Source organism: Kaistia sp. SLG-1 (genome assembly GCF_059699055.1).
The window spans coordinates 2,187,942-2,200,890 of sequence record NZ_AP048544.1 but is presented as its reverse complement, the minus strand read 5'-3'; the positions used below and the strand labels follow the sequence as shown (position 1 = coordinate 2,200,890).

Here is a 12,949-nt window from a genome sequence, read left to right as displayed (position 1 = left end):
CCCTCCGCCGTCATCCCGGCGATGGAATAGGCGCCTTGAACCCTCCCCTTGAGGGAGGGTCAAGACCGCCAGATGGCGGTCTTGGGGAGGGGTTCTTCGTCGGATTTGCCGCAAGCTCAGCGAATTGCCCCCTCCCGAAAACGCGAAGGGCGTTTTCGACCTCCCCTCAAGGGGGAGGTTCAAGAAAGAAGGCCGCTTTCCCCTAAATCCAACATGACAGGCCAGCCACTCAGGACTGCACGAGATTGATCAGGCGGTCCTTGTCCAGCATCGGCGGCGGCGCCAGGTCGGGAAACAGGCGGCGGCTTTCGCCGAGGCCGGCGAGAAGCGCGGTGATCTCGGCCGCCGACATCGGCTTGGCCAGGTGGAAGCCCTGGACATATTCGCATTGCAGCAGGCGCAGCAGCTGCAGCTGCTCGACCGTCTCGATGCCCTCGGCGACGACGGCGATGTCCATGGCGTCGCCGAGCGCGATCATCGACTGGATCAGCGCGTTGGCGGTCGGGTTGGTGCCGAGCTCCGAGATGAAGGACTTGTCGATCTTCAGCCAGTCGAACGGGAACTGGCGCAGATAGCCGATCGAGGAGAAGCCGGTGCCGAAATCATCCAACGACAGGCCGAAGCCCATCGACTTCAGCCGCGCCAGCTTGCGCTTGGCGATGGTCGGATTGCGCACCAAGAGCCCTTCGGTGAGCTCCAGCTTGAAGCGGTTCGGCACGACGTCATGCCGGCGGGCGATCGCGCCGAGATCGTTGGCGAAGCTCGGATCGCGCAGCTGCGCCGGCGAGACGTTGATCGACATCTTCAGGCCCGGCCATTCGATCATGTCCTGGCAGGCGCGCTGGAACACGAACTTGCCGATGTCGTGGATGACGCCGGTCTCCTCGGCGACCGGGATGAACTCGGCCGGCGACACGCGGCCGAACTCCTTCGAGTCCCAGCGGACCAGCGCCTCGACCGAGACGATGGCGAGGTCGCTCGCCCGCACGATCGGCTGGTAGGCGACCGAGAGCTCGTTGCCCTCGATGGCGCCGCGCAGCGCCATGCCGAGCCGCTTGCGGTGCAGCGCGCCGGTCTCGAGGCCCGAATGATAGGGTACGGCATCGCGCTCGGCGGCGTTCTTCGCCTGGTACATGGCGAGGTCGGCGCGGCGCAGCAGTTCGGCCGGCGTCACCTCGTTGCCGTCGGAGACGGCATAGCCGACCGCCGCCGTCACCTGGAACTGGAAGCCGGCGACGCTGAAGGGCTGGTCGAGCGCGTGCACCATGGCCGACGCGACGCCGGCGACCGCCGCCGAGGCCGAACGCCCCGTCAGAGCCACGGCGAACTCGTCGCCGCCGACGCGGGCGAAGCGGGCGTCGGGCGGCAGGATCATCGAGAGGCGCTCGGCGAGCAGCCCCACCAGCTCGTCGCCGCCCGCATGGCCGATCGAGTCGTTGACCGACTTGAAGCCGTTGACGTCGAGATAGATGATCGCCGCCTCGCCGGCATCGCAGGCATCGCTGAACTGGGCGCTGTCGCTCAGCTCGTTGAATCCGTAGCGGTTGGTGAGGCCGGTCAGGCTGTCGGTGCGCGCCGCGGTGACGGCCTGGCGCTCGCTCAGCGCCTGCGAAAGGGCGAGGCGCCGGGCCCTGAGCACCGTCCACATCGCGATCAGGCAGAACAGCAGCAGGCCGCCGGCGATCGGCGCCACGACATTGCGCAGCACCGCGAAGCCGGGGGTCGGCGGCGTCCAGACGAAGCGGCCGATCACCTCGCCATAGATGTCGCGGATCTCGGGAAAATCATTGTCCAGCTTGTCGAGGTTCTCGCGCTCGAGGCGGAGATCGTTGATCAGGAAGGTGCGGCCGAGCTCCGACAGGCGCTGGTTGCTCAGATAGAAGCCCATGACCAGGACCGGGAGGTTCTCGGCCTTGACGGTGTCGACCTTCGAGACGGGGGCGATGCGCGACACCGCGAAGAGCAGCGTGCCGGCGGCGGTCTCGACATAGGAGGAGCGCGCCGCGTTGTTCTCGATCGGCGCGGTGCGGATCAGTTCCTCGATCTTCGCGATCAGCTTCGGCGACATCACCGTTTCGGAATTGGGCGCGTCGGCCGGCGTCCACCAGCCGTATTTCAGCTCGCGATCGGGCGAGACGATCGCCAGGAAATCGGCGATCTGGGTATCGATGATGCCGGTGCCGATATTCGCCTCGATCCAGGCGTTGTCGTCGCGGAGATAGGCGTCATAGGCCTCCTCCCACCACGAGTAATCGTTGGCGAGACCCTGGACACGGGTATGCATCGCATCGACGCCGCCCATCACCATCGTGCGCGTCTGTTCAGCGGCCTGATCGTTCTGGCGATAGGCCATCCAGGCGACGCCCGAGATGACCGTCACGATCGTGACGACAATGCCGGCTACCAGATTGAATGTAATTCGCCCGGCGATCGGGTGAGACATGCGTCGCGTGTCCATCTCGTTTTTCTTTCGACGCTACCCTAGGCATCAGCCTTTTATGCGGCCTTAACCGGTTTACGACGATTTTAGCGATCGCTGGCGAACCGACCAGACCGAGCGCGGGGGCGACTGTGAAGGCACGATGCAATGCGGTCGGCTGGCCGCCGCCTCCCCTTCGGAACCGGCGGAGAGACACAGGAAATAGATCAGTAGACTTGTCTATAATATGGTTGACATTGCTTTGATTATGTCTCCAATTTCGATGCAATCACGTCCATTTAAAGTCTGGGTAGCGCTGCGGGGGCAACATGAACTTCCCACCGGATGATGATTCGGCTGGGATAGCGTCTTCGGGCGCTGTCGGTTGCCCATTTCATCCCAAAGTACCGACGAATAGCGAATTCGACGACTGGCTGCAGGCGGATCTGCGCTGCTCCGCCGGCAAGCGCGAGTTCCAGCTCGGCCGCTACACGGTGGCCCATGTCCGCAACGGCTACCAGTTCTCCGAGGCGCTGAACGCCTTCCGCCTCGACGTCGAGGACTACCGGAAGACCGGCTTCCTGGCGATCGTGGAGACGCAGCGCAGCTTCACCAATTCGGAAGACGAACTGCGCCTGCTCGCGCAGATCATGGTCGACGCCGGCCTGGCCGAGAGCGCCGGCGCGCTGGTGAACAGCGAGACCGTGGCGATCCCGTTCGAGGTCACTTGCCCGGTGACGGGGATCCCGACCATCTACGAGTTCTTCCCCGTCGCCTTCTGTCCCCATGCCGCCGTGGTCGCCGACCCGCTCTACGACCCGGCGCTGAGCACGCCGTTCCTCGCCATCAACACGACGTCCGACGCCTTCGCCTTCGGCATGCTGGTGCGCGATCTCTGCCAGCGCCATTTCCATTGCGCGCCGCACGAGGTCACCGAGCGGCGCGAGCTGGAGCGGCTCTTACACAAATGCGCTACCGCCTGGCAGAAGATGTCGATCAACACCATCCAGGGCTACCAGAAGATCTCCGCGACCTTCGAGCGCGCGGTCCATCTTTCGGACGACCAGCAATCCTGGACGGCGCCGCACAACGATCCGGTGTTCGCCGAGCTCGCCAAGGAGCCGCACGACCACGAAATGCCCATTGTCTATGCGAACCGGCTTTGCGAGCGCTGGCTCGCCGCGCTATTCGACGGACAACGCTACCAGGCAAGCCGCGACGGACAGTCCGGCGGTATCCCAGCATTCGACTTCAGGAAGTGATCGCATGAGCTACACGAACGACGAGGTCATCGAGGTCCGCGCGATCAGCGACGATCACAAGACGATCCACGCCAGCGCCGTCATTCCGAAGGATACGCTGCTCGGCTTCTTCGACGGCAAGGCGCTCTTGATCGATCTCGATAAGCAGGACGAGCTCGACGACTACTGGTGGCGCCAGTCGGTGCATCTGAAGCTGATCGGCCGCAAGCTGCTCTGCCTGCTGCCGATGGAAGAGCCCGCCGGCATCGACTTCCTCAACCATTCCTGCCATCCGAACACGCGGGTGGAGGACCAGCTCTACGTCTTCGCCGATCGCGAGATCGCGGTCGGCGAGGAACTGACCGCCGACTACCGGACGTTCGACCTGGTGCCGCAGGGTATCCGGTGCTGGTGCCCCGAGCCTCTCTGCGAGATCTGATGGCCTCCCAAGATACCAAGTCCACCGCCGCGCGAACCCGCTACTGGCGCGTCGCCGGCATCCTGCTGCTGATCGGCATCGAGGCGCTGCTGTTCGGCTATTCCTATCCGTTCTTCTCGCTCGCGCTGGAAAAGAAGGGCATCGCCACCTGGCTGATCGGCCTAAACGCCTCGATCGCCGGCGCCGGCATCCTGATCTTCGGCCCCTTCGTGCCCTGGCTGATCGACCGGATGGGGCTGCGCCTGCTGGTGGCGGCGCAGTTCGCGCTCTCGCTCGCCTCCTTCGCGGCGATCCTCGTCTTCGACGACATCGTCGTCTGGTTCGTGGCGCGCTTCGTCATGGGAACCTGCTTCTCGGCGCTCTGGACCACGACGGAGATCTGGCTGAACGGCGTCGTCGACGACAAGAATCGCGGCCGCATCGTCGGCGCGTCGGGCACGCTCTATGCCGCCTGCCAGTTCATGGGCCCCCTGCTCCTCAGCGGCACCGGCTCGACCGGCAGCCTGCCGCTCGTCGCCGCGATGGTGCCGCTCGCCATCGGCGTCGCCGTGGCGCTGTCGATCCGCTCGGCGGTCGGCGAGGTCGAGGACGAGGAAGAGAGCGGCAACGCCCACACGCTGCGGATGTCCCTCACCCTCGCCGGCAGCCTGATCGCCGCCGCTTTTCTCACCGGCATCGGCGAGACGGCGATGCAGAGCCTGCTGCCGCTCTATGGCCTGGCGCATGGGCTGACCGACGCCGGCGCCTCGCGCCTGGTCGCGGTGTTCAGCCTCGGCGAGGCGGTGCTGATCGTGGCGCTCGGCTGGTTCGCCGACCGGCACGGCCGCCGGCTGACGCTGATCGGCTGCGCCGTCCTCGCCGTCGTCAGCACGCTGGCCTTCCCGCTCGTCATCGACAGGACCTTCCTGCTCGAGCCGGTGATTTTCCTCGCCGGCGGCACGGTATCCGGCCTCTATACGCTCGGCATCGTGCTGATCGGCCAGGACTATCGCGGCCAGCGGCTCGCCGTCGTCTCGACCGGCTTCGCCATGGCCTATTCGGCCGGCTCCGTCATCGGCTCGACGCCGATCGGCCTGCTAATGGACCTCTTCGGCGCCGAAGCGCTCCCCTTCTCGGTCGCGGCCGGCTTCATCGCGCTGCTGCTCTTCCTGGTGCGGCCCGGCCGGAAGCCGGCGGAAGTTTCGGCGGAGTGAGGCCGAGTTCCCCCTGGATCCACACAATGCAACGGCCGTAGGAAATCCTGCTAAAGCAATAGGTCCGTTCACGACCCCGAGTTGAACATTTGAGTCCATCAGCTAATCCACCGAAACCTGCCATTCGGTCAGTTGGCCTCAAGACGCCTATATCGTCGCAAACCCAGCTTGGTTGCGGAAATCGCTTTGCTGGCCGTGCGCATGGCGCTGTCGCACGTTTCCCTGTCGATTTCGTCCGGGCCCGAAGTGGCTGCTCCCTGGCCATCAACGTCTACATAGAAGCACTTCTTCTTGACGTCGTCATATCTGCCTTGGAGCAGATGAACCGGAAATTTGAGATGCTCCCCAAAGCCAGAATTGGCGATCAAGCCGTCCAAGTCACCTTCTTCAATGGTTGAGATCACTTCTTCAATTGTTACGGAAGGAACACGATCTGAATCTTTTGCAACAATAGTTAGTTTGTAGCCAGCGAGATTTGCGAGGGCATCTATTTCATCTATACCCATGAAATCTCGCACCATTTGCGCAGCAGCCCTCTGCTTGGCCCTGTGATCAAGTTTCGCGTCGCGACCACGCCGCGCAGTGGCGGAAATTCTCGGTCCAAAATGCGGATGGGTAATGACGAATTTCCCCACTTCCTCGATGCTCAAGACAGCAAGAGCAGTGGCAGAGGCATACCTTCGTTGCTTTCTGAGCACGCGGGCGTCATCAAGCAGCCGGATCGCATTAAGAAATACTCGCGCCTGATGTCCACCAAGATGGGCTAACTCGTCTACCGTCAATGTGCGACCGTCTTTCTTCGCGGCCTTGGTTACCCCACTCATTCTCGCACCCCCCAAAATCGCGCCAATGCTTATCCTTATGCGCCCGATTTCGGCGTACCAAGCTCCTGATTAGCTGAGGATGATTTGCTAGGCCACATCGGGGCGTTGCCCTACGACGCTTGGTTTATGGATGGCAGCTTTCAAGGCACAGCGGCCAAAACCTGCCGTCTGGAAACCACCCCATTGGCGTCGGTCTGAAAACGACCCCATTTCGGACATTCGGGGGCAGTTCGATCCTGCGTGCAGGGCCTCGCCAAGTGCTTGCAGCTTCGCTCTCGGCTCATAGACGGGCCCACTCGCTATTCAGGTCCGCCGAGCAAAGTGGCATAGCTTACGCGTGGATGTCGGTTTTAAAAGAATAGCTGAGACAGCGAGATAGGGCGCAAATTGAGCATCACGCTTAGAAATCGTGCAACGACTATGCCAGGGTGGGTACCAACCGTTCATCATGACCAACCCCGAAGCTATGCATACCGCTCAGGGGAGTTCGTAGTCTCAATATACGGTCGAGATACTGGGCTTTATAGCATCAGCAGCGGATTGACTGTTTCTGAAAAAACGAGCGCCGATCTCAGCAAATGGGCCAGCACGACTTTTGCAGCAGAGGATGTGCGCCCAATGCAACGCGACCCAGGTCGCGCAGTCCGTGGAGTTTGGCGACCAGGGCTATATTTCACCGCTGAGGTGAATGAGGCGCTGGGCGTCACCGACGCCGAACGGCTGTCTGCTGAACAAGCGCTCCAATTGCTCATTGAGCGTCTCTATGACCTCTTCTTGTATGTCGAGCCTAATACACAGGGTTTGCAGAGCTTCGGCCACAAGAGCCGAGAGCTTTTGATCCTTGCTGCTACCGAGGTGGAGAATTATTGGCAGCGCCACGCGCGAGATGCTGGCCTTATTGGGAATCGAGGTCGTAACCTGAACACCACCGACTATGTAAGGCTCAAAGACTCACTTTTCCTCGCCGACTACGAAGTGACCCTGAAACCTTATTCGTCCGTTACTCCAATACGGCCATTTGCGGGGTGGTCAGCGCAGAACCCCACCCAATCCCTTTTGTGGTATGACGCCTACAACAAAACCAAACACGACAGGGAATTGCACTTCCGTGAGGCATCCCTAGAGCGATGCATTGAGGCCGTTTGTGCTGCGATTATTCTGTTTTCTGTGAGGTTCGGACCGTACTCCCTGGTTGAAGGATCGAGCATCACCTCTTCGCACTTCAAACAATTGTTCTCCATCGCGCTAATCGCCCCTGATCCAACGACGTTTTACGTTCCTAATATCGACCTGACAGAGCGACGCACCGACTTGGTTTGTGGCGAGGGAAAAGCTCTGCCATGGGTAACAGATCCAATAGTTGCCTAGCTGTCTGGCACTGGCGTCCAATCCGCCTGTTGACCCTTATCTGCTCGTGGGAAGACCGCCCGTAAGCCGACCGTCCGCAATCCACCCCATGCCTGACATTCGCGCTCCCCCGTGCCGTGTCTCCAACCATCCAAACGAAAAAAGCCGCCCGAGATGTCTCGTGGCGGCCTTCTTGTTTCGTCCCGGATGCCCCGATCAGAACGACATCTGCGTGCCGATTTCGACGACGCGGCCGGTCGGGATGTGGAAATATTCCGTCGCGTCGCTCGCGTTGATCGCCAGCTTGATGAACAGCTTGTCCTGCATGCGCGAGAACAGGTGGTGGCTCGCCGGCTTGATCGAGCGGCGCGACAGGAAGAACGACGTCGACATGATGTCGTACTTCCAGCCCTGCTTGCGGCAGAGGCTGAGCGCCTTCGGCACGTTCGGCGTCTCCATGTAGCCGAAGGTCATGAAGATGCGCGTGAAACTGTCGTTGATCGGGTCGATTCGCACGCGGTCGGCATCGTCGATATGCGGCGTGTTGCTGGTGACGACGGTGAGCAGCACGTTCTTCTGATGCAGCACGCGATAGTGCTTCAGGCTGTGCAGCAGCGAGGAAGGCGCCGTCTCCGGATCCGAGGTCAGGAACACCGCCGTGCCGGGAACCCGGACGACGCTGCTCTTCTCGAGGTTCTTGACCAGCTCGCTGAGCGGCACGTCGGCGCGGCGGCTCTTCTCGAACAGGATCTTGGTGCCGCGCACCCAGGTGCGCATGACCACCATGATCGCGACGGCGAAGAGGATCGGCAGCCAGCCGCCTTCCGTGATCTTCAGCAGATTGGCGCCGAGGAAGACGAGGTCGATGATCAGGAACGGCGCGATCAGCAGCACCGAAACCCACAGCGGCCAGCGCCAGAAGCGCCAGACGACGATGAAGGCGAGGCAGGCCGTGATCACCATTTCCGCCGTGACCGAGATGCCGTAGGCGGTGGCAAGCCGGCTCGACGAGCCGAACATGATGACGAGGAGCAGGACGGCGACCATCAGGATCGAATTGACCTGCGGCATGTAGATCTGGCCGGCATGCGTTTCGGACGTGTGCTCGATCTCCATGCGCGGCAACAGCTTCAGCTGGATCGCCTGACGGGTCATCGAGAAGGCGCCGGAGATCACCGCCTGCGAGGCGATGACCGTCGCCATCGTCGCGAGCAGCACCACCGGCAGCAGCGCCCATTCCGGAAACAGCAGGTAGAACGGGTTCTTGATCGCCGCCGGGTTGGCCAGCACCAGCGCGCCCTGCCCCAGATAGTTGGCGGTCAGCGCCGGGAAGACGAAGGCGAGCCAGGCGGCCTGGATCGGCTTGCGGCCGAAATGGCCGAGATCGGCATAGAGCGCCTCGGCGCCGGTCACCGACAGGAAGGCGGCGCCGATGACCAGCAGGCTGGTATGGCCGTTGGTCGTGACATAGCGGACGGCGTGATACGGATTGAGCGCTGCGAAGATGCCGGGATCGTCGGCGATGTGCATGAAGCCGCCGATGGTCATGACGATGAACCAGAGGGCGGTGATCGGCCCGAACCAGGCGGCGACCTTGGCGGTGCCGTAGCGCTGGACCAGGAAGAGCGCGGTGATGATGACGATGGTGATCGGGATGACATAGCCGTCGAAGGCGGGCGTGACGAGCGTCAGGCCCTCCACGGCCGATAGCACCGAGATCGCCGGCGTGATCACCGCGTCGCCGTAGAAGAGCGCCGCGCCGGCGACGCCGAGCACGAAGATGATGGGGGCCGATCGGCCGGTCGCGCGCAGCGCCAGCGCCATCAGCGAAAGCGTGCCGCCCTCGCCATTGTTGTCGGCGCGCAGCAGGATGACGACGTATTTGAGCGTCACGATGATCGTGAGCGTCCAGATGATCAGCGAGATGACGCTGATCACGTCCTCGCGGTAGAGATCGCCATGCGCCCGCTCGGCCGCATGCAGCGCCTCGCGCAGCGCGTAGATGACGCTGGTGCCGATGTCGCCATAGACGACGCCGACCGAACCGAGCGCGAGGGTGAAGAACCCAGCATGAGCTACCGCTGCGCCGCCACTTTCCTCGGAGGCGGTTCCGGGTGGCGCTTCATGGGCCACATCCGGAGTTGGGGTCCCGGTGCCGGAACCCGGAGCATTCAGAGCCATGAACTGGTCATCTCATTCACCGCACCCGCTGGCGGCCGCGCGTGCTTATAGCAGATGGCGTGTGGCGCACAACGCGCACGGTCAAAACGGGGCAATCCCCGACGTCAACGCGATCATAGCAGCCGCGCCGCGCCGTCACATCCCCAAAACGTCGGCCGAACGGGCGGGATGCCGATCCCGCCCGCATCACCGTTATCTGCCTACCCGTCCGCCATCGCCATCAGCGAGGCGTTGCCGCCGGCGGCGGCCGTATTGACCGAGATCACCTGCTCCTCGGCGAAACGGAGCAGATAGTTGGGGCCTCCGGCCTTCGGGCCCGTGCCGGAGAGGCCGGAGCCGCCGAAGGGCTGGGTGCCGACGACGGCGCCGATGACGTTGCGGTTCACATAGACATTGCCGACGGCGAGCTTTTCCACGATGGCGTCGACCGTCTCGTCGATGCGGCTGTGGATGCCGAGCGTCAGGCCGTAGCCGGTGGCGGCGACGGACGCGATCACCTTGTCGAGCTCCTTCGCCTTCCAGCGCACCACATGCAGGATCGGGCCGAACACCTCGCGGTCGAGCGTCTTCGCCTCCCTGAGCTCGATGATGGCAGGCGCGACATAGGTGCCGGCGTTCGGCACCCTGCCCTCGAAGCGCACCGTCTCCGACTTCCGCATCGCCGCGAGGTGGCGGTCGAGATTGCCCTTCGCCTCGGCATCGATCACCGGGCCGAGGTCGGTCTTCGGATCGCGCGGGTCGCCTACCTTGAGCTCGGCGGCGGCGCCCTCGATCATCTCCAGCATGCGGTCGGCGACATCTTCCTGCAGATAGAGGATGCGCAGCGCCGAGCAGCGCTGGCCGGCCGAGCGGAAGGCGGAGGCGACGACGTCGTCGGTCACCTGCTCCGGCAGCGCCGTCGCGTCGACGATCATGGCGTTCAAGCCACCCGTCTCGGCGATCAGCGGCACGATCGGTCCCTGCTTCGCGGCGAGCGAGCGGTTGATCGACCAGGCCGTCTCGGTCGAGCCGGTGAAGGCGACGCCCGCGGTTAACGGATGGTTTACAAGACGGGCGCCGATTTTGCCGTCGCCGGGTGCCAGCTGACAGGCCGCGACGGGCACGCCCGCCTCGTGCAGCAGCCGGATCGCCTCGAAGGCGATGACAGGCGTCTGCTCGGCCGGCTTGGCGACGACCGCATTGCCGGCGGCGAGCGCCGCCGTCACCTGGCCGAGGAAGATCGCGAGCGGGAAATTCCACGGCGAGATGGCGACGAAGACACCGCGGCCGCGATATTGGAGCTCGTTGCGCTCGCCGGTCGGGCCCGGCATCCGGACCGGCTGGCCGAAATGCCGGCGCGCCTCGGCAGCGTAGAAACGACAGAAATCCGTCGCTTCACGCACTTCCGACAGGCCATCCGCCAGCGTCTTGCCGGCCTCGCGGGCGAGCAGGCTCATCAGCCGGTCACGGTGCGCCTCGAGCAGATCCGCCATTTTCTCCAGCGCGCTAGCACGGTCCTCGACCGGCGTCGCCTGCCAGGCGTGGAATCCCTTCTGACCCGCCTGCATGACGGCATCGACCGCATCCTCGGGCAGGGAAATGACAGATCCGACCACTGTCCGCCCGTCGACCGGACTCAGCACCGGCTGCGGCTTGCCGTCTTCGAGCGGCGTCGCCACCACCGGCTTGGCGACCAGCGCCGTGCCGTCCTCCGCCTTCATGCCCTCGACCAGCGCCGCCAGCGTCGCCGCATGGCCGAATTCGAGGCCGGCCGAGTTGCGCCGGCTGGCGCCATAGAGATCCGCCGGCAGGGGCAGGTTGCGGTTGCGGGCGCGCGCGCCCCCTTCCAGCGTCGTGTCGGGGCGGTGGAGCAGGTTCACGATCGGCACCGAGCGATCGCCGACAACCGCCACAAACGAGGAGTTCGCGCCGTTTTCGAGCAGGCGGCGGACGAGATAGGCGAGCAGGTCGCGATGGCCGCCGACCGGGGCGTAGATGCGGGTTGAGACCGTCGGCACGCTCTCATGCACGGCTTTGTGCAGCGCCTCGCCCATGCCGTGCAGGCGCTGCAGCTCGAAGCCGGTCGCCTCGCCGGCCATCTCCAGGATGGTGGCGACGGTCAGCGCGTTGTGGGTGGCGAATTGCGGGAAGATGCGCGGCCGCAGATCCAGCAGTTTGCGCGCGCAATAGAGATAGTTCTGGTCGGTCGCGGCCTTGCGGGTGAAGACGGGATAGTCATCGAGCCCGCGCTCCTGCGCCCGCTTCACCTCGGTGTCCCAATAGGCGCCCTTGACGAGGCGCACCATCAACTTGCGGTCGAGCGCCTTCGCCAGCTCGCCGATCCAGTCGATCACGGCGGCGGCGCGCTTCTGGTAAGCCTGGATGGCGAGACCAAAGCCGTCCCAGCCGGCGAGCGAGGGATCGGCCAGTGCCGCCGCGATCACGTCGAGCGACAGCTCCAGCCGGTCGGCCTCCTCGGCGTCGACGGTGAAGTTCAGGTCGTAGCTCTTCGCCTGCGCCGCCAGCTTGACCAGCTGCGGCACCAGCTCCGCCATGACGCGGGCATGGTTGGTGGCCTCGTAGCGCGGATGCAGCGCCGAGAGCTTGACCGAGATGCCGGGACGATCCGGCAGCGCCTTCTTGCCGGCGCCCTTGCCGATGGCGTCGATCGCCATGGCGTAGCTCTGGAAGTAGCGCTCGGCGTCCTCCGCCGTGCGGGCGCCCTCGCCCAGCATGTCGTAGGAATAGCGGAAACCCTGCTTTTCCAAGGTCTTGGCGCGCTTCAACCCGTCCTGGATCGTCTGGCCCAGCACGAAATGATAGCCGAGGAAGCGCATCGCCTGGCGCGTCGCGGTGCGCACGGTCGGCGTGCCCAGGCGCTTGACGAGGCCGGCGAGGATGCCGTCGGCGCTGTCGGTCGGCGTAACGATCCGGGCCGAAAGGCCGAGCGCCCAGGTCGAGGCGGAGACGAACCAGCCCTCCGCCTTGCCGCTATGCTCGCTCCAGTCGGCGCCGCCGAGCTTGTCCTCGATCAGGCGATCCTGCGTCGCCGCGTCGGGCACGCGCAGCAGCGCCTCGGCCAGCACCATCAGCGCCAGCCCCTCGCGGGTCGAAAGGCCGAATTCGCGCAAAAAGTCCTCGATGCCGCCGACGGCGCCGGACTGGCCGCGGATCGCCTCGATGAAGGCCGTGGCGCGCCGGTCGATGCGTGTCTCGGCGCTGGCGTCGAGCATGGCGCCACGGATCGCGTGGCGGATCAGCGCGGCGTCGTCACCGGCGTAGGGGGCGCGGAAGGGTTCAAAGGCGGCGGTCGGCATGGAAGGCTC

At 64.2% G+C, this 12,949-nt stretch carries 8 protein-coding genes; 4 read left to right on the top strand and 4 right to left on the bottom strand.

Annotation, left to right across the window (positions count from 1 at the left end):
• Positions 1-229: 229 nt before the first annotated feature.
• Positions 230-2,443 (bottom strand): putative bifunctional diguanylate cyclase/phosphodiesterase, encoded by a 2,214-nt coding sequence (locus tag AC6HZP_RS09850; RefSeq protein WP_497526412.1) that lies wholly within the window; start codon positions 2,441-2,443, stop codon positions 230-232.
• Between the two features lie 305 nt (positions 2,444-2,748).
• On the opposite strand from AC6HZP_RS09850, the gene AC6HZP_RS09845 reads away from it, so the two are divergent.
• The 3 genes from AC6HZP_RS09845 to AC6HZP_RS09835 are packed head-to-tail and all read left to right on the top strand — an operon-like array spanning position 2,749 to position 5,292.
• Entirely contained in the window at positions 2,749-3,681 is a 933-nt protein-coding gene (locus tag AC6HZP_RS09845; protein WP_497526411.1) for a hypothetical protein, read from the top strand.
• Positions 3,682-3,685: 4 nt separating this feature from the next.
• Positions 3,686-4,099, top strand: a complete 414-nt coding sequence (locus AC6HZP_RS09840) for an SET domain-containing protein (RefSeq protein WP_497526410.1) — start codon at positions 3,686-3,688, stop codon at positions 4,097-4,099.
• A complete protein-coding gene (locus AC6HZP_RS09835) occupies positions 4,099-5,292 on the top strand; it encodes an MFS transporter (protein WP_497526409.1) in 1,194 nt (397 codons plus the stop codon). The genes AC6HZP_RS09840 and AC6HZP_RS09835 overlap by 1 nt, the downstream gene beginning before the upstream one ends.
• Before the next feature lie 128 nt (positions 5,293-5,420).
• Here AC6HZP_RS09835 and AC6HZP_RS09830 read toward each other — a convergent pair whose 3' ends face one another.
• Positions 5,421-6,116: an AbiV family abortive infection protein gene (locus tag AC6HZP_RS09830; RefSeq protein ID WP_497526408.1), complete on the bottom strand. Its 696-nt coding sequence runs from the start codon at positions 6,114-6,116 to the stop codon at positions 5,421-5,423.
• Positions 6,117-6,656: 540 nt separating this feature from the next.
• Here AC6HZP_RS09830 and AC6HZP_RS09825 point away from each other — a divergent pair.
• The gene (locus tag AC6HZP_RS09825) at positions 6,657-7,484 is read left to right on the top strand and encodes a hypothetical protein (RefSeq protein WP_497526407.1); all 828 of its coding nucleotides are present in this window, start codon (positions 6,657-6,659) and stop codon (positions 7,482-7,484) included.
• Positions 7,485-7,679: 195 nt separating this feature from the next.
• Here the strand turns inward: AC6HZP_RS09825 and AC6HZP_RS09820 are convergent, their stop codons facing one another.
• A complete protein-coding gene (locus tag AC6HZP_RS09820) occupies positions 7,680-9,644 on the bottom strand; it encodes a potassium transporter Kup (protein WP_497526406.1) in 1,965 nt (654 codons plus the stop codon).
• A 200-nt stretch (positions 9,645-9,844) separates the two neighbouring features.
• Positions 9,845-12,940, bottom strand: a complete 3,096-nt coding sequence (putA, locus tag AC6HZP_RS09815; RefSeq protein ID WP_497526405.1) for a bifunctional proline dehydrogenase/L-glutamate gamma-semialdehyde dehydrogenase PutA — start codon at positions 12,938-12,940, stop codon at positions 9,845-9,847.
• Positions 12,941-12,949: the final 9 nt, after the last annotated feature.

Coding starts and splice junctions, on each gene's coding strand:
- AC6HZP_RS09850 (WP_497526412.1), bottom strand. CDS start 2,443: ATGTCTCACCCGATCGCCGGGCGAATTACATTCAATCTGGTAGCCGGC.
- AC6HZP_RS09845 (WP_497526411.1), top strand. CDS start 2,749: ATGAACTTCCCACCGGATGATGATTCGGCTGGGATAGCGTCTTCGGGC.
- AC6HZP_RS09840 (WP_497526410.1), top strand. CDS start 3,686: ATGAGCTACACGAACGACGAGGTCATCGAGGTCCGCGCGATCAGCGAC.
- AC6HZP_RS09835 (WP_497526409.1), top strand. CDS start 4,099: ATGGCCTCCCAAGATACCAAGTCCACCGCCGCGCGAACCCGCTACTGG.
- AC6HZP_RS09830 (WP_497526408.1), bottom strand. CDS start 6,116: ATGAGTGGGGTAACCAAGGCCGCGAAGAAAGACGGTCGCACATTGACG.
- AC6HZP_RS09820 (WP_497526406.1), bottom strand. CDS start 9,644: ATGGCTCTGAATGCTCCGGGTTCCGGCACCGGGACCCCAACTCCGGAT.
- putA (WP_497526405.1), bottom strand. CDS start 12,940: ATGCCGACCGCCGCCTTTGAACCCTTCCGCGCCCCCTACGCCGGTGAC.